Annotated in this window: 16 protein-coding genes; 10 read left to right on the forward strand and 6 right to left on the reverse strand. The window is 66.4% G+C overall.

Annotation, left to right across the window (positions count from 1 at the left end):
• Positions 1 to 479: 479 nt before the first annotated feature.
• Positions 480 to 989: a flavin reductase family protein gene (locus FVP33_RS09320; protein WP_246142274.1), complete on the reverse strand. Its 510-nt coding sequence runs from the start codon at positions 987 to 989 to the stop codon at positions 480 to 482.
• Between the two features lie 88 nt (positions 990 to 1077).
• Here FVP33_RS09320 and hisD point away from each other — a divergent pair, with 88 nt between their 5' ends.
• The 3 genes from hisD to FVP33_RS09335 are packed head-to-tail and all read left to right on the forward strand — an operon-like array spanning position 1078 to position 3994.
• Complete coding sequence (gene hisD / locus FVP33_RS09325) at positions 1078 to 2388, forward strand: histidinol dehydrogenase (protein WP_147783380.1); 1311 nt, start codon at positions 1078 to 1080, stop codon at positions 2386 to 2388.
• Positions 2389 to 2433: 45 nt separating this feature from the next.
• Positions 2434 to 2934: a transcriptional regulator NrdR gene (gene nrdR / locus FVP33_RS09330; RefSeq protein WP_147783381.1), complete on the forward strand. Its 501-nt coding sequence runs from the start codon at positions 2434 to 2436 to the stop codon at positions 2932 to 2934.
• 31 nt (positions 2935 to 2965) lie between these two features.
• On the forward strand, positions 2966 to 3994 hold the full coding sequence (locus FVP33_RS09335) for a quinone-dependent dihydroorotate dehydrogenase (protein WP_147783382.1): 1029 nt from the start codon (positions 2966 to 2968) through the stop codon (positions 3992 to 3994).
• A gap of 3 nt (positions 3995 to 3997) precedes the next feature.
• On the opposite strand, the gene FVP33_RS09340 is transcribed toward FVP33_RS09335, so the two are convergent.
• Complete coding sequence (locus FVP33_RS09340) at positions 3998 to 4582, reverse strand: DUF3043 domain-containing protein (RefSeq protein WP_147783383.1); 585 nt, start codon at positions 4580 to 4582, stop codon at positions 3998 to 4000.
• A 40-nt stretch (positions 4583 to 4622) separates the two neighbouring features.
• Here FVP33_RS09340 and FVP33_RS09345 point away from each other — a divergent pair, with 40 nt between their 5' ends.
• The 6 genes from FVP33_RS09345 to FVP33_RS09370 all read left to right on the forward strand — a co-directional run bounded on the left by FVP33_RS09345 (position 4623) and on the right by FVP33_RS09370 (position 10192).
• Complete coding sequence (locus FVP33_RS09345) at positions 4623 to 6026, forward strand: dipeptidase (RefSeq protein WP_147783384.1); 1404 nt, start codon at positions 4623 to 4625, stop codon at positions 6024 to 6026.
• Between the two features lie 95 nt (positions 6027 to 6121).
• A complete protein-coding gene (gene erpA / locus FVP33_RS09350; RefSeq protein WP_147783385.1) occupies positions 6122 to 6487 on the forward strand; it encodes an iron-sulfur cluster insertion protein ErpA in 366 nt (121 codons plus the stop codon).
• A gap of 160 nt (positions 6488 to 6647) precedes the next feature.
• Positions 6648 to 7529 carry an aa3-type cytochrome oxidase subunit II gene (gene ctaC / locus FVP33_RS09355; RefSeq protein WP_147783386.1) on the forward strand — a complete coding sequence of 294 codons (882 nt, stop codon included), beginning with the start codon at positions 6648 to 6650 and terminating at the stop codon, positions 7527 to 7529.
• A 12-nt stretch (positions 7530 to 7541) separates the two neighbouring features.
• The gene (gene ctaD, locus FVP33_RS09360) at positions 7542 to 9284 is read left to right on the forward strand and encodes an aa3-type cytochrome oxidase subunit I (RefSeq protein WP_147783387.1); all 1743 of its coding nucleotides are present in this window, start codon (positions 7542 to 7544) and stop codon (positions 9282 to 9284) included.
• A gap of 1 nt (position 9285) precedes the next feature.
• Positions 9286 to 9759, forward strand: a complete 474-nt coding sequence (locus tag FVP33_RS09365; protein ID WP_147783388.1) for a cytochrome c oxidase subunit 4 — start codon at positions 9286 to 9288, stop codon at positions 9757 to 9759.
• 10 nt (positions 9760 to 9769) lie between these two features.
• Positions 9770 to 10192, forward strand: coding sequence for a GNAT family N-acetyltransferase (locus FVP33_RS09370; protein WP_222706674.1), 423 nt, complete (start codon positions 9770 to 9772; stop codon positions 10190 to 10192).
• A gap of 171 nt (positions 10193 to 10363) precedes the next feature.
• Here the strand turns inward: FVP33_RS09370 and qcrB are convergent, their stop codons facing one another.
• From qcrB to ctaE, 4 genes are read right to left on the reverse strand one after another with little or no spacing between them, the layout of a single operon-like run.
• Positions 10364 to 11983, reverse strand: a complete 1620-nt coding sequence (gene qcrB, locus FVP33_RS09375; protein ID WP_147783390.1) for a cytochrome bc1 complex cytochrome b subunit — start codon at positions 11981 to 11983, stop codon at positions 10364 to 10366.
• A complete protein-coding gene (gene qcrA, locus FVP33_RS09380; protein ID WP_147783391.1) occupies positions 11980 to 13050 on the reverse strand; it encodes a cytochrome bc1 complex Rieske iron-sulfur subunit in 1071 nt (356 codons plus the stop codon). Before qcrA ends, qcrB begins: the two co-directional genes overlap by 4 nt.
• A 40-nt stretch (positions 13051 to 13090) precedes the next feature.
• Complete coding sequence (gene qcrC, locus FVP33_RS09385; protein ID WP_147783392.1) at positions 13091 to 13894, reverse strand: cytochrome bc1 complex diheme cytochrome c subunit; 804 nt, start codon at positions 13892 to 13894, stop codon at positions 13091 to 13093.
• A gap of 41 nt (positions 13895 to 13935) precedes the next feature.
• Positions 13936 to 14565: an aa3-type cytochrome oxidase subunit III gene (ctaE, locus tag FVP33_RS09390; RefSeq protein ID WP_147783393.1), complete on the reverse strand. Its 630-nt coding sequence runs from the start codon at positions 14563 to 14565 to the stop codon at positions 13936 to 13938.
• A gap of 78 nt (positions 14566 to 14643) precedes the next feature.
• Here ctaE and trpD point away from each other — a divergent pair, with 78 nt between their 5' ends.
• Complete coding sequence (gene trpD / locus FVP33_RS09395) at positions 14644 to 15702, forward strand: anthranilate phosphoribosyltransferase (RefSeq protein WP_147783394.1); 1059 nt, start codon at positions 14644 to 14646, stop codon at positions 15700 to 15702.
• The last annotated feature ends 247 nt before the right edge of the window (positions 15703 to 15949 follow it).

A 15949-nucleotide genomic window follows, 5' to 3' on the forward strand; every position in this document is an offset into this window, starting at 1 on the left:
TGCGCCGGAGGCTGGACCTTCTCGGCCCTCTGGCGGTGCCGGCTAGTTGTGCCGCCCGCGTCGGTCGGGCCGCGTTCTGCAGGACGGGCTCCGGTGGTGTGGGTGCCTACCCCTACAGACTCCAGTTATGCAGGACGGCTTGTGCAGGACAGTTTCTGCAGGACAGCTTGTGCAGGACACGGGAGGGGTGTGGCGACCCGAAGGGTTGCGGTCTGCGGGACGCTCCCGTGGGTTCTGCACCTCTCGTCCTCGCTATCCCGCCCGAGGCGTCCTGCACAACCCGTTCTGCCGTCCTGCACCACCCGTCCTGCACAACTGGAGTCTGTAGGGGTGGGGCACCCGTGGACGCCGGCGCCGTCCTGCACAACCCGTGCCAGGGGCAAGGGAATAGCGCACAGTGGCCAGGCCAGACGGCCCGAAACGCCCTCTGGCCTGGCTCCATCAGCCGGTCAACCAACGTCCCTGGGCAGTACCGCTAGCTAGACCTCGTCGCCCGGCTTGAGGTAGCGGCGCTCGTGGTAGAGGAGGGCGTCATCCGGCTCGCCGAGCGCACCCTCCTCGATCTGCACCACGATCACCGCGTTTCCCGCGACGTTGAGGCGCTCGACGATGCGTCCGATCATCCAGGAGGTGACGCCCTTGAGAATCGGGATGCCGTGCGGGCCCTCGTACCAGTGGTCGCCGTCGAAACGCAGCGCGTGGTCGCCCGACATCCGTTCGGCCAGGTGGCGGGTACGCACGCCCATCGTCTGGATCGCGACGTAGTCCGTGCCCACGATCGCCGGCCAGGCGCTGGCGGTGCGGGCCATGTTGAAGGTGGCGAGCGGAGGCACGGCGGCGAGGGACGCGAGGGAGGTGGCGGTGAAGCCGACGGGCTTGCCCTCCGGGGTGAGCGCGGTGATGACCACCACGCCGGCCGCGTGCCGCCGGAAGGCGTGTTTGAACGCCGCGAGCCCGTCAGGCTCTTCGGCGTGGGGCGCTGGGGCCATGTCCTTCATCCTCAGTGCCAATCCGTGGGGCGCGACCGTTATTCCCGGGCGGATTCCGGGAGCCGCCGTCCAATAGGATGGTCTGGCCATGATCCAGACGATTGACCTGCGGGGTCTCAAGCCTAGCCGTGCCGAACTCTTGGATCTGATCCCGAGATCCCTCACGGACGTGTCAGCCGCCACTGCCATTGCGAGCGAGCTCATCGACGACGTGCGGCGCCGAGGCGCCGCGGCCCTCATCGACCAGGCGACCCGACTCGATGGCGTGCGCCCGGACCGGGTGCGCCTCGACGTCGCCACCGTGTCCGCGGCGGTGCGCGGGCTCCGGCCCGACGTGCGCGACGCGCTCGAGGAGGCCATCGATCGCGTTCGCGCGGCATCGCGCGCCCAGCTTCCCACCCCGACGGTAACCCGGCTCGGGCCGGGGGCCGAGGTGATCCAGCGGTGGAGCCCCGTGCGGCGGGTGGGGCTCTACGTACCCGGCGGAAAGGCCGTCTACCCGTCGAGCGTCGTGATGAACGTGGTACCGGCGCAGATCGCCGGTGTCTCTTCGATCGCCCTCGCCTCGCCGCCGCAAAGGGAATTCGGCGGCTCGGTTCACCCCACGATCCTGGGAGCCGCCGGGCTGCTCGGCATCGACGAGGTCTACGCGATGGGCGGCGCCGGGGCGATCGGCGCCTTCGCCTGGGGTGTCGCGGAGCTTGGACTCGACCCGGTTCAGGTCATCACCGGGCCGGGAAACGTCTACGTCGCCGCCGCCAAGCGTCTCGTCCGGGGCCAGGTCGGCATCGACTCGGAGGCCGGTCCCACCGAGATCCTGGTGATCGCGGATGCCACGGCCGACGCCTTCCTCGTGGCGAGCGACCTTCTCAGCCAGGCCGAGCACGACGAGCTCGCCGCTGCGGTGCTCGTGACCGATTCGCCGGAACTCGCGGCCCGCGTGCGCGCGGAACTGGAGCGGCTCGCGCCGCTGACCGCGCATCGGGCCAGGGTCGACACGGCACTTCGCGGGCAGCAGTCCGCCGTGGTGCTCGTCGACGACCTGCCGGCCGCGGCCGCCTTCAGCAACGTCTACGGCCCGGAGCACCTCGAGATCCAGACCGCGGAGCCCGACGCGGTGCTCGACCTCATCGAGAGCGCCGGGGCGATCTTCCTCGGCGAGAACTCCCCGGTGAGCCTCGGCGACTACCTCGCCGGCTCCAACCACGTGCTGCCCACCGGCGGCCAGGCGCGATTCACCCCGGGCCTCGGGGCGTACACCTTCCTGCGGCCGCAACAGGTGATTCGCTACGACCGGGAGGCACTCCGTGCGGTCGAGGCCGGAATCGTGGCCCTCGCCACCGCCGAAGACCTGCCGGCCCACGCCGCGGCGGTCACCGCGCGGTTCTCCGAGCGCTGATCCGCCCTCGCACGAACGCGCCGGGCAGCCGGTATCCTGAGAACCATGTTTTGCCCCTTCTGCAGGCACCCCGATTCCCGCGTCATCGACTCGCGCACGAGCGACGACGGCATGTCCATCCGTCGCCGCCGGCAGTGCCCGGAGTGCGGCCGCCGATTCAGCACGACCGAGACGGCGAGCCTCAACGTGGTCAAGCGAAGCGGCGTCGTGCAACCCTTCAGCCGGGAGAAGATCGTCTCGGGCGTTCGGAAGGCGTGCCAGGGACGTCCGGTGACCGACACCGATCTCGCGGTGCTGGCCCAGAAGGTGGAGGAGTCGATTCGCGCGACCGGGGCCTCCCAGATCGAGGCGAACGACATCGGCCTGGCGATCCTGTCGCCCCTTCGCGAACTCGATGAGGTGGCCTACCTCCGCTTCGCGAGCGTCTACCAGGGCTTCGATTCGCTCGAGGACTTCGAGTCGGCGATCACCCTGCTCAGGGTCGAACACGACAATGCCCAGGACGCCGCAGCAAAGGACGGCGCTGCGCACGTCGCCGACGCCTGACCGGCGCCACTGCCGATAGCCTGACTACGGCATGTATCGCATCCTCTTTTCGCTCGTCCTCTCGCGGCTAGACCCGGAGAACGCCCACCACCTCGCCTTCACGGTGATTCGCTGGTTGCCGCGGCTCGGCATCGGGCGGCTGATCGAGGTGTTCACCCGACCCGACCCCTCCCTCGGCGTGACGGCCCTCGGCCTGAGATTCCCGTCCCCGTTCGGTGTGGCCGCCGGGTTCGACAAGGACGGCCGCGCCATCCAGGGCCTCGGCCAGCTCGGATTCGGGCATGTCGAGGTTGGCACCGTCACCGCCATCGCCCAGCCCGGCAACGCCCGGCCCCGGCTGTTCCGCCTCGTTGCCGACCGCGCCGTGATCAACCGAATGGGTTTCAACAACGACGGGGCGGCGGATGCCGCGCCGCGCCTCGCCCTCGAGTCCGCGAGGCTCGAGCGACCGGTGATCGGCGCCAACATCGGCAAGAGCCGGGTCGTGGAGGTGGACGACGCCATCCACGACTACCTCGTCAGCGCCCGGCTGCTCGCGCCCGTCGCCGACTACCTCGCCGTGAACGTCAGCTCGCCCAACACGCCGGGCCTGCGCGGCCTGCAGGAACTCGACAAGCTCGCGCCGCTGCTCACCGCGGTGCGGGATGCCGCGGACGAGACCCCCGTCCTCGTGAAGATCTCGCCGGACCTCGCCGACGATGCCGTCCGCCGCATCGCCGGGCTCGCGGTGGAACTCGGGCTCGCCGGCATCATCGCCACCAACACGACGCTCTCCAGGGAGGGCCTGCGCACCGACGCGTCGGTCGTCGAGGCCGCCGGCGCCGGCGGCCTGTCCGGCGCGCCGCTCGCCGCGCGCTCCCTCGAGGTGCTGAGGCTGATCCGCTCCGTCGTCCCCGCCGACATGTGCGTGATCTCGGTCGGGGGAGTGGAGACGGCGGCCGACGTCGCCGAGCGTCTCGCCGAGGGGGCGACGCTCGTGCAGGGCTACACGGCGTTCCTCTACCGCGGCCCGTTCTGGGCCAGGAGCATCAACCGCGGACTGCTGGCGCTGCGCCGCTGACGGCTAGGCGGGGAACTGGCCGCGCTTCACCTGGGGCTTCGGGAGACGCATCGGACGCAGCTGGAGGGCCCGCATCGCGGTGTACCAGCGGTTGCCCTTCTGCAGGCGGTCGGCACCCACCTTGGCCGCGAGCTTGCGCTGGACGATCATGCCCACCACGACACAGTCGATGACGGCGACGAGGAAGAAGCCCCACAGGCTGAAGATCGCGATGTTCTGCAGCAGGACATTGTTGATGAAGGTGAGGATGATCACGAGGAACATCACCGGGATGATCAGTTCGCCGACGCTCCAGCGGGCGTCCACGTAGTCTCGGATGAAGCGGCGCTGCACGCCCTTGTCGCGCACGGGGAGGTACTTCTCGTCCCCGTTGGCCATGCCGATGCGGGCCTTCTCCCTGGCCTCGGCCGCCCTGGCGCGGGCCGCCGCGTTTCCCGCCTTGCGATCGCTCGACACGAGCGGGCGAAGGTTTGCGGCCTCCCGCTCCTTGCGAGTCGGTGTGGCGTGGCCCTTGCCGGCCATCGTGCTGTCCGTGTTGAGCTCGTAGCCGACGGCGTCGTCAGGCTTGCTCGTGCTTGGCTTGGCCATGTGGGGTCCTTGCGATAGTTGTCTGCTTAAGATTACCTCCATGACTTCAACTGAGACCACACGGCCGGAACTCCTTGGCGCACTGCGCGACGCGGTGCAGGCCGGGATGCCCACGACGATCGCCGATCTCTCCCGGCTAGTGCGCATCCCCTCCGTGTCCTGGGCCGCGTTCGATCCGACCCACGTGAGCGAGAGCGCGGATGCCGTGGCCGGGCTCGTGCGCGGCCTCGGGGTGTTCGACACCGTCGAGGTGTCCCGGGCGACCATCGGCGACACGCCGACCCTCGGCCAGCCCGCCGTGCTCGCGACCCGGGCCGCCCGTAACGGCCGGCCCACCATCCTGCTTTACGCCCACCACGACGTGCAGCCCCCCGGCCACGACGAGGACTGGGAGTCCTCGCCGTTCGAGCCCACCGTGCGCGGCGACCGGCTGTACGGCCGGGGAGCCGCCGACGACAAGGCGGGCGTGCTCTCCCACATCGCGGCGATCCGCGCCCTCGTCGAGACGGTCGGCAGCGACTTCGATCTGGGCCTTGCGGTCTTCATCGAGGGGGAGGAGGAGTTCGGTTCGCGCTCCTTCAGCAACTTCCTCGCCAAGCACCGGCGCGAACTCGCCGCCGATGTCATCGTCGTCGCGGACTCGGACAACTGGGACATCCACACCCCGGCCCTCACCGTCGGCCTCCGCGGAAACGTGACCTTCCGTCTCACGGTGCGCACTCTCGAGCATGCCTCGCACTCCGGCATGTACGGGGGAGCGGTTCCGGACGCGATGCTCGCCACCATCCGCCTGCTCGCCACGCTGCACAACGAGGACGGTTCCGTCGCCGTCGAGGGGCTCACGTCCCGCGAGGCAGACACCCCGGACTATTCGGAGGAGAAGCTGCGGCACGAGGCCGGGCTGGTGGAGGGGGTGACCTCGATCGGCTCTGGTCCGATCCTCGGCCGCATCTGGTCGAAGCCGGCGATCACGGTCACGGGCATCGACGCCCCGACCGTCGCCAATGCCTCCAACACGCTCGCACCGGTCGTGTCCGTGCGGATCAGCGCACGCATCGCACCCGGGCAGCAGTCGGGAGAGGCGTTCGCCGCACTCGAGAAGCACCTCCTGGCGAATGCGCCGTTCGGAGCCCAGGTCGAGATCGATGACGTGGACCAGGGAAATGGATTCCTCGTCGACACGAGCGGCTGGGCCGTCTCCGAGGTGAAGACTGCCATGACGGAGGCCTGGGGTGCCGAGGTCGTGGAGATGGGAGTCGGTGGCTCCATCCCGTTCATCGCCGAGCTCGTGTCGGTGTTCCCGACCGCGCAGATTCTCGTGACCGGAGTCGAGGACCCCGGCACGCGGGCGCACAGCCCGAACGAGTCGCTGCACCTCGGCGTGTTTCAGCGCGCGATTCTCTCCGAGGCGCTGCTTCTGGCGCGCCTCAACGAACGGTCCTAGCCTCGAGCTCACCGAAATGCCGCGACCGGGGAACAATACCGGGCCAACGGTGCTTACACTTAACGCAGATCCCTCGGCACCCATAAGGAGTGTTCATGACCGACACGACACTGACCCAGACGAAGACCGCGCCGGAGCATGGCGTCGGACTCACTGAGCCCGCCGCCGCCAAGGTTCGCAGCCTGTACGAGCAGGAGGGTCGCGACGACCTTCGCCTGCGCGTGGCCGTTCAGCCCGGCGGCTGTTCAGGACTCATCTACCAGCTCTACTTCGACGAGCGCCTTCTCGAGGGCGACGCGACCGTCGACTTCGACGGTGTCGAGGTCGTCGTCGACAAGATGAGCGTGCCCTATCTCGACGGGGCGACCATCGACTTCGAGGACACGATCCAGAAGCAGGGCTTCACGATCGACAACCCGAACGCCTCGGGAAGTTGCGCGTGTGGGGACTCGTTCCACTAGTCGCCACCGTTTCGAGAGAGGGGAATCGCCATCCGGCGGTTCCCCTTTTCGCGATTTCGACGCTTTTTCCGGTCTGAGAGCGCGCGTCCGTCGGAGTAGGGTGGAAAGCACCAAATAGACTGTTGTTCGTATCAGTCCGTGTCATCCGAGAGGTCTCCAGGTGCGCTCTAACCGCCGTCTACGATGGGCAGCAGTTCCCGTCGCCGTGACGTTAATCGTCATTCTCGCGGGATGCAGTCAGCAGCAGCTCCGGGGCTTCCTTCCCGGGCCGTACGGCGTCACGAACCACACGGACGGTATCACCGGCCTCTGGGTCACATCGTGGATCGTGCTGCTCCTGGTTGGCATCGTCACCTGGGGCCTCATCATCTGGACCGCGGTCGTCTACCGCCGCCGCAAGGGCCAGACCGGCCTGCCGGTGCAGCTGCGTTACAACCTTCCGATCGAGATTTTCTACACGATCGTTCCCCTCATCCTCGTTCTCGGCTTCTTCGCCTTCACGGCGAAGGAACAGAACTCGATCGAGCATCCCGTCGCCAACTCCGACGTGAAGATCGAGGTCTACGCCAAGCGCTGGGCCTGGGACTTCAACTACACGGATGTCGGCCCGGGCAACAAGGGCGTCTACTCCCCGGGGGTGCAGGCCCAGGAGAACGAGAACTCGGACGGCACGATCGACCGCGCCAAGCTGCCGGTTCTCTACCTGCCGGTGAACAAGAGCGTGCAGATCAAGCTCGCGAGCCGCGACGTCGACCACTCCTTCTGGGTGCCGGAGTTCCTTTACAAGAAGGACAACATCCCGGGCAAGGACAACTACATGTTCTTCACCCCCCAGAAGCTGGGCACGTATGAGGGAAAGTGCGCCGAGCTCTGCGGCGACTATCACTCGCTCATGCTCTTCCAGGTGAAGGTCGTCACCTCGGACGAGTACGACGCCTACATCCAGAGCCTCGTGGACAAGGGCCAGACCGGCATCCTCGGCCCGGAGTACAACACCAATACGAACCAACCCGGCAACAAAGCGCCGCAAGCGGACAAGTAGGGGCGATCACCAATGAGCACAGACACAGTAGCCCGCCCGACCACCGGCAGCACCGGATCCCCGCAGAGTTTCTCGCCGTCGGTGGGTCGTAAGGGCAACGTCCTGGTCACCTGGATCACGTCGACCGACCACAAGACCATCGGGTACATGTACCTGATCTCATCGTTCATCTACTTCCTCCTCGGCGGCGTGATGGCGCTCATCATCCGCGCCCAGCTCTTCGAGCCTGGATTGCAGATCGTGACTTCGAAGGAGCAGTACAACCAGCTCTTCACAATGCACGGCACGATCATGCTGCTGATGTTCGCGACGCCGCTCTTCGCCGGCTTCGTCAACGTGCTGATGCCGCTGCAGATCGGCGCGCCGGACGTCGCCTTCCCGCGACTCAACGCCTTCGCCTATTGGCTGTACAGCTTCGGCTCGCTCATCGCGGTCGCCGGCTTCCTCACCCCGCAGGGCGCGGCATCCTTCGGGTGGTTCGCCTACGTGCCACTGTCGACGACGACATTCTCGCCCTCGCTGGGTGGCAACCTCTGGGTCTTCGGACTCGCCCTGAGCGGGTTCGGTACCATCCTCGGAGCCGTCAACTTCATTACGACCATCATCACGATGCGCGCCCCGGGCATGACGATGTTCCGCATGCCGATCTTCACCTGGAACTCCCTCGTCACCGCCATCCTCATCCTCATGGCGTTCCCGGTGCTGGCAGCGGCGCTCTTCGCCCTCGGCTCCGACCGCGTGTTCGGGTCGCACCTCTACAACGTGCAGGCGGGCGGTGCGATCCTCTGGCAGCATCTGTTCTGGTTCTTCGGGCATCCGGAGGTCTACATCATCGCCCTGCCGTTCTTCGGCATCGTCTCCGAGGTGTTCCCGGTCTTCAGCCGCAAGCCGATCTTCGGGTACAAGACCCTGGTCTACGCCACCATCTCGATCGCGGCCCTTTCCGTCACCGTCTGGGCTCACCACATGTATGTGACCGGATCGGTGCTGCTGCCGTTCTTCTCGCTCATGACGATGCTCATCGCCGTGCCGACCGGGGTGAAGATCTTCAACTGGGTCGGAACGATGTGGCGTGGCTCGGTCACGTTCGAGACACCGATGCTCTGGGCGATCGGCTTCCTCATCACCTTCACCTTCGGTGGCCTCACCGGCGTGATCCTGGCCAGCCCGCCGCTCGACTTCCACGTCTCCGACACATATTTCGTGGTCGCCCACTTCCACTACGTGGTCTTCGGCACCGTCGTCTTCGCCATGTTCAGCGGGTTCTACTTCTGGTGGCCCAAGTTCACCGGCAAGATGCTCAACGAGCGCCTCGGCAAGATCCACTTCTGGCTGTTGTTCATCGGCTTCCACACCACCTTCCTCGTGCAGCACTGGCTCGGTGTGCTGGGCATGCCGCGTCGGTATGCCACCTACCAGCCCGAGGACGGCTTCACCTGGATGAACCAGTTGTCGACGATCGGCGCGATGATCCTCGCGGTCTCGATGCTGCCGTTCATCTTCAACGTCTACATCACGGCGCGCAAGGCGCCCAAGGTGACGGTGAACGACCCTTGGGGCTATGGCCGCTCGCTCGAGTGGGCGACATCGTGCCCGCCGCCCCGTCACAACTTCACCTCGATTCCGCGTATTCGTTCCGAGTCGCCGGCCTTCGATTTGAACCACCCCGAGGTCGGGATGCCGGTAGGCGTCGGACCGTTGAAGGATGCACCGGATTCGGCCACGTACGACCTGGCCGACGGAGAGGTCAAGTAGCGTGAACACCAACGCCAAGCTGTTCTGGATCCTGTGCGGATTCTTTGTCCTTGCGGACATCGCCTACACGGTGTGGAGCATCGTCGTGCACAACGCCGGGTACCTGACCCAGCTCGCCGGGGTGCAGGCTCCGGGCACCGATCCGGGCTCGCCGGTGGAGTGGGCCGGAACTCTCGCCATCGGCCTCTCGGCCATCATGTCCGCGTTCATCGCGTTTTACCTCGGTCGCTCGCACCGTTCGGTCGGCGGGGAACTTCCCGAGGACCGGCTCGACGCGAACATCGACGACGGGGATGCCGAGCAGGGCTTCTTCAGCCCGTGGAGCTGGTGGCCGGTCATGCTCGCCGCCGGCGGGGCGCTGCTCTTCATGGGTATCGCCATCGGCATCTGGCTGGCGTTCATCGGCGTCGCGGTCACCGCGATCAGCCTCGTGGGGTGGGTGTATGAGTACTACCGCGGCAACTTCGCCCGCTAGCTCCAGCGCTGTGCGGCTGGCCACGCCGAGCGACGTCGACGCGGTCTTCGCCCTCGTCGAGCAGCTCGGCATCGGCGAGAAGCCGAACCGTGAATCGTTCGTCGAGGCCTTCGCCCACGCGGTGGAGCCCAGTCGCGATCACATCCTGCTCGTCGCCGAGCTGGACGGCGTCGTTTCCGCCTACGCGTATACGACCATCGAGCGCCTGCTCTACACGAACGGGGACTCCGCCCAGCTGCAGGAGCTCGCCGTGAATACGCCGGCACGGGACCGCGGCCTGGGGAGCCTGCTGGTCTCCGCGATCGAGGATGAGTGCCGCTCTCGTGGAGTGCGCCAGCTCACGGTGGCGAGCAGCCACGCCGCGCGCTTCTACGAGCGGCTCGACTACCGCTCCACCTCCGACTTCCTCAAGAAGCGTTTCGACAACGACTGAGTAGTCTCTGGCGGCTGGTAACGAGCTCGACTCCGCCGTTGTGCGGCGAACCCGAGCTGTCGTGTACTGCCGCATCGCGGCACCGCCTGCCGCATCGTGTGCGACGCCCAGCGCCGCACACGACGAAGCCCCCGCCGGAATACCGGCGGGGGCTTCGTCGTAGCGTGTGGGCTAGTGGTGCTGCTGTTCGATCTCCGTCTTGGTGACCGGCATGATCCGGTCCTCGAAGAACCAGCGGGAGAGGGCCGCGCGGGTGCGCTGCGCCGTGGTGATACGACCCTGGGCGTTCGGGCGGATCATGAGCGGCTCGTACTCGTCGAAGCTGACGAGGCGCCAGCGCTCGTAGTCGCTGAGCTGCTCGTGCACCTCCACGTACTCCCCGCCGGGGAGACGGACGATGCGCCCGGACTCGAAACCGTGGAGCGCGATCTCGCGATCCTTCTTCTGCAGGCCGATGCACACGCGCTTGGTGACGATGTAGGCGATGATCGGTCCGAGGAAGACGAGGGCCTGAAGCACGTGAATCACACCCTCGATCGACACGTGGAAGTGCGTGGCGATGAGGTCGGAGCTCGCGGCAGCCCACAGCACGGCGTAGAACGTGACGCCCGCGGCGCCGATCGCCGTGCGAGCAGGCGCGTTTCGCGGGCGCTGGGCGATGTGGTGCTCGCGCTTGTCCCCGGTGATCCAGCCCTCGATGAAGGGGTAGAAGGCCACGGCAGCGAGGAAGATCGGCAGCACCAGAATCACGACGATGATGTTGAACGACCACGTGTGGTTGAGCCAGACGAACTCCCAGCCCGGCGGGATCAGTCGGAGCGCGCCATCGGCGAAACCGATGTACCAGTCGGGCTGGGTGCCGGCGGAGACCGGCGACGGGTCGTACGGTCCGTAGGTCCAGATCGGGTTGATCGTGAACAGCGACGCGATGAGCACGATGACGCCGAACACGACGAAGAAGAATCCACCGGCCTTGGCCGCGAAGATCGGCAGGATGGGCACACCGACGACGTTGTCGTTGGTGCGGCCGGGGCCCGCGAACTGCGTGTGCTTGTTGATCACCATGAGCAGCAGATGGGCGCCGAGCGCCGCCACCAGGATGGCCGGCAGCAGCAGGATGTGGATCGAGAAGAACATCGCCACGACCTTGGTGCCCGGGAACTCCCCGCCGAACAGCAGGTAAGAGATCCAGGTGCCGATCACCGGGATGCCCTTGATCAGTCCGTCGATGATGCGCAGACCGTTTCCGGAGAGCAGGTCATCGGGGAGCGAGTAGCCGGTGAATCCCTCGGCCATGGCGAGGATGAACAGCACGAAGCCGATCACCCAGTTGATCTCGCGCGGCTTGCGGAACGCACCGGTGAAGTAGACCCGGAGCATGTGCAGGCCGATGGCGGCGATGAAGAGCAGGGCCGCCCAGTGGTGGATCTGGCGGAAGAGCAGGCCGCCGCGGATGTCGAACGAGATGTTGAGCGTCGACGAGTACGCGGCCGACATCTGCATACCCTTGAGCGGCACGTAGGAGCCGTTGTAGACCACTTCCGTCATGGACGGCTGGAAGAAGAAGGTCAGGAACGTGCCGGAGAGCAGGATCACCACGAAGCTGTAGAGGGCGACCTCGCCGAGCATGAACGACCAGTGATCGGGGAAGATCTTGCGGCCGAGTTCCTTGACGAGTCCGGAGATGCTGGTGCGCTCGTCGATGTAGTTCGCGGCGGCCCCCGTGAAGCGGGATCCGCGGCTCGGAGCGACCGCCGGAGCGGAGGGTGCTGGAGGGGCAGAGACGGTCATGAACGCTCCCAGAAACTCGGGCCGACTGGTTCGTGGAAATCACTCTGGGCGATGAGGTAACCCTCGCTGTCCACAGCGATGGGCAACTGCGGCAGGGGGCGCTTGGCCGGGCCGAAGATGACTTTGCACTCGTTGGTGACGTCGAACGTGGACGAGTGGCACGGGCAGAGCAGGTGGTGAGTCTGCTGCTCGTACAACGCGACCGGGCATCCGACATGGGTGCAGATCTTGGAGTACGCGACGATGCCGTTGTAGTTCCAGGATTCGCGTCCGGGGGAGACCTTGAGGTCTTCAGGCCTGAGGCGCATGAGCAGAACCGCAGCCTTCGCCTTCTCCTCCAGGCGATCTTCCTTGTCGTTCAGCCCCTCGGGGATGACATGGAAGACAGACCCAAGGGTCACATCGGAGGCCTTGATCGGAACTCCCGACGGGTCCTTCGTGAGTCGAGTGCCCTCGCGCCACATGGTCTCCTTGAGCAGCGGCACGGGGTCGGCCGCCGGTGCGAGGTCGCGGAAGAGCACGATGGCCGGCAGCGGTGTGGCGACAAGGGCGCCGATCAGGCTGTTGCGGATGAGGCTGCGTCGACCGAAACCGGACTCCTCGTTGCCCTCCTTGAAGATCTCTACCGCGCGGGCGCGGGTGGCTTCACTGCCGCGGGTGGGGTGACGGGACTCGCTCATCTCGTCGCCGCGCATGAGGTTCTTCGACCAGTAGATGGCGCCGATGCCGATGCCGAGAAGGCCGAGCGCTATCCCGAGTCCGAGGAAGAGGGTGTTGAGACGCACCGACGCCGAGTTGCCCGGGATGATCGGGAAGGCGACGTACGCGGCCACCGCGAAGATGCTTCCGACGATCGACAGGTAGAACAGCGTGTAGACACGGCGCTCCGCGACTCGATCCTTGCGCGGATCCAGGTCGGTGACCCGGAGACGGTGGGGAGGCAGTCCGGGGTTCTCGAAGGCGTCTGACGCAACGACGGCCGTACCGGGCGATGGCACGGGTGCCTCGCTCTTCACCACGGCCGAGCCGGCAGCGGCGTTCGAGCCGCCGTCGTCTTGCTGTGCCATTCTCTTCCCTTCGGTTGGTGCTGTAGGTGATGCAGAAGTCTCAGTTGGCCTTCGCGGCGATCCAGATCGTCACGCCGACGATGGCGCCAAGGCCGAAGATCCAGATGAACAGGCCCTCGGAAACGGGACCCAGGTTGCCCAGGTCGATTCCACCGGGGGACGGGTTCTGGTCCAGGTACTTGAGGTAGGTGATCACGTCTGCCTTCTGGGCGGGCGTGAGGTTCTTGTCGTTGAAGACGGGCATGTTCTGCGGACCGGAGACCATCGCCTCGTAGACATGCACGGGCAGAACGCCGCTCAGGGTCGGCGCGAACTTGCCCTGGGTGAGCGCGCCTCCGGCTCCGGCGACGTTGTGGCACATGGCGCAGTTGATGCGGAACAGCTCGGCGCCGTTCGCCAGGTTGCCGTTGCCCTTGAGGTACTTGGCGTCGGGGATTCCCGGTCCGGGAGAGAGGGATGCCACGTAGGTGGCGAGTGCGCTGATCTGGTCCTTGGTGAACTGCGCGGGCTTCTGCTCCGCCTGTACTCCCTGGTTGGCGAGGGGCATGCGCCCGGTGCTGACCTGGAAGTCGACCGAGGCCGCGCCAACACCATAGAGGCTCGGGCCGACGCCGGCGACACCGCCGGCGTTCACCCCGTGACAGGTCGCGCAGTTGGCCGCGAACAGCTTCTTGCCCTGGTCGACCGTGGCCGTGGTGGTCGACGCCGGGGTGTTCGCGGATGCCGTGCTGCTGAACAGGGCATACGCACCGCCGGTGGAGACCAGCCCGATCACGATCAGGGCGATGGTCGCCAGTGGATGACGCCGGCCCCGTCGTGCTGTGCTGAGTGTGTTCTTCGCCATGCTGAAGTGGTTCCCTGGTTCCTGTAAGAAGTGGCCGCGGATTATTTGAGTACGTAGATGACCAGGAACAACCCGATCCAGACGACGTCGACGAAGTGCCAGTAGTAGGACACGACGATGGTCGATGTCGCCTCCTTGTGGCCGAAGTTCTTCACGCTGTACGCACGGCCGATGATGAGCAGCATCGCGATGAGGCCGCCGGTGACGTGCAGGGCGTGGAACCCGGTGGTGAGGTAGAAGGCAGAGCCGTAGGAGTTCGACGCCAGGCTCACGTTCTCGCTCACGAGGTTCGCGTATTCGAAGACCTGGCCGGTGACGAAGATGGCGCCGAGGGCGTAGCTGGCGAAGAACCACTCGACCATGCCCCACTTGACGGGGTTCCAGCCGGTGCGCTTCGCCTGGAGCCGTTCGGCGGCGAAGACGCCGAACTGCGCCGTGAACGAGGACGCGACGAGGATGATCGTGTTCGTCAACGCATACGGCACGTTGAGCTTGGGGGTCTCGGCCGCCCAGAGCTCAGGCGACGTCGACCGCAGCGTGAAGTAGATGGCGAACAGGCCGGCGAAGAACATGACTTCGCTTCCGAGCCAGACGATCGTGCCAACCGCAACCACGCTCGGACGATTGACGACGGGGGCCCCGACTGAGCGAGAGATTGAGGTGCTGGTCACTTCTCCATTATGGACGATTTCTTAGTCAAGTTTTCTCATTGCCGCGGCCAGTTGGACCAAATAGCTAGGATCGCAACTATGTCTTCTGAGCTCACCTGGCCCCGTTTGATCAGCATGCTCCTCGACGGGGACGATCTCGCGATCAGCGAGGCGTCCTGGGCGATGAGGCAGGTCATGAAGGGAGAAGCCACTCCGGCGCAGCTCGCCGGATTCCTCGTCGCCCTTCGCGCGAAGGGCGAGACGGTCGACGAAATCGTCGGATTTCGGGACGCGATCCTCGAGAATTCTCTTCCTCTCGCGGTTGATCCGATGGCCCTCGACATCGTGGGAACAGGCGGGGATCGGTTCGGCACCGTGAACGTCTCGACGATGGCGTCCGTCGTGGCCGCGGCATCCGGAGTTCCGGTGATCAAGCACGGAAACAAGGCGGCGAGTTCGGCCTCTGGGTCGTCCGACGTGCTCGGAGCGCTCGGCGTCAACCTCGACCTGCTCCCGCACCGCGTCGCCGGCGTGTTGGGCGAGACGGGGATCACCTTCGCCTACGCCGCCCTGTTCCACCCGGGCTTCAGATTCGCCGGCCCCACCCGCAGGGACCTCGGAATTCCCACGGTGTTCAACTTCCTCGGCCCGTTGTGCAACCCGGCCCGGTGCGAGGCGAATGCCGTCGGGGTGGCGCATCTCGACAAGGTCCCGCTCATCGTGGGCGTGTTCCGCACCAGGGGCGCGACGGCCCTCGTCTTCCGTGGTGACGATGGTCTCGACGAGCTCACCACCACCGGGCACAGTCACATCTGGGAGGTGTCACGCGGCTCGGTGACCGAGCACGACCTCGATCCACTGGAGCTGGGTATACCCCGCGCGGACATCGCCGACCTCCTCGGCGGGGACGCCGACTTCAACGCGTCGATCGCCCGCGCCGTGCTGGCCGGCCAGACCGGACCGGTACGCAACATCGTGGTGCTGAACGCCGCGGCCGGCCTCGTCGCCTTCGACCTCGCGAAGGATCCGGCCCAGCTCCAGGTGCCGATTCTCGACCGCTTCCGGGCCAAGATCGCGGTGGCCGAGGCCACCATCGACTCGGGCGCCGCCAGCGCGAAGCTCGACGCCTGGGTGGCCGCGACCAATTCCGTCGCCTAACGCCCTCGACAGCGGACCGGATTAACCGGCCGTGCCCCCGTCGTGTGTGACGGGGGCCCGGTTGAGGTTGGGGGGGGTTATTGGAAGTCGTAGTCGCTCTAGTCGAAGGTGTTGGTGACGGCGTTTTTCCAGAGGCGCATTTGGCGTTCGCGTTCGGGGGTTTCCATGTTGGGGGGACAGCGGGGGGACTCGTGCCAGTTGTGGCGGGGTTCGTCGCGGTGTGACCAGGATCCGACGGCGGGGGCGG

The organism is Lacisediminihabitans profunda (assembly GCF_008040105.1).
Lineage (GTDB): Bacteria > Actinomycetota > Actinomycetes > Actinomycetales > Microbacteriaceae > Lacisediminihabitans > Lacisediminihabitans profunda.

What these genes read in the sequence shown, in the direction of transcription:
- FVP33_RS09320 (WP_246142274.1), bottom strand. Translation starts at nt 989, where the DNA reads ATGGCCCCAGCGCCCCACGCCGAAGAGCCTGACGGGCTCGCGGCGTTC.
- hisD (WP_147783380.1), top strand. Translation starts at nt 1,078, where the DNA reads ATGATCCAGACGATTGACCTGCGGGGTCTCAAGCCTAGCCGTGCCGAA.
- nrdR (WP_147783381.1), top strand. Translation starts at nt 2,434, where the DNA reads ATGTTTTGCCCCTTCTGCAGGCACCCCGATTCCCGCGTCATCGACTCG.
- FVP33_RS09335 (WP_147783382.1), top strand. Translation starts at nt 2,966, where the DNA reads ATGTATCGCATCCTCTTTTCGCTCGTCCTCTCGCGGCTAGACCCGGAG.
- FVP33_RS09340 (WP_147783383.1), bottom strand. Translation starts at nt 4,582, where the DNA reads ATGGCCAAGCCAAGCACGAGCAAGCCTGACGACGCCGTCGGCTACGAG.
- FVP33_RS09345 (WP_147783384.1), top strand. Translation starts at nt 4,623, where the DNA reads ATGACTTCAACTGAGACCACACGGCCGGAACTCCTTGGCGCACTGCGC.
- erpA (WP_147783385.1), top strand. Translation starts at nt 6,122, where the DNA reads ATGACCGACACGACACTGACCCAGACGAAGACCGCGCCGGAGCATGGC.
- ctaD (WP_147783387.1), top strand. Translation starts at nt 7,542, where the DNA reads ATGAGCACAGACACAGTAGCCCGCCCGACCACCGGCAGCACCGGATCC.
- qcrB (WP_147783390.1), bottom strand. Translation starts at nt 11,983, where the DNA reads ATGACCGTCTCTGCCCCTCCAGCACCCTCCGCTCCGGCGGTCGCTCCG.
- qcrA (WP_147783391.1), bottom strand. Translation starts at nt 13,050, where the DNA reads ATGGCACAGCAAGACGACGGCGGCTCGAACGCCGCTGCCGGCTCGGCC.
- qcrC (WP_147783392.1), bottom strand. Translation starts at nt 13,894, where the DNA reads ATGGCGAAGAACACACTCAGCACAGCACGACGGGGCCGGCGTCATCCA.
- trpD (WP_147783394.1), top strand. Translation starts at nt 14,644, where the DNA reads ATGTCTTCTGAGCTCACCTGGCCCCGTTTGATCAGCATGCTCCTCGAC.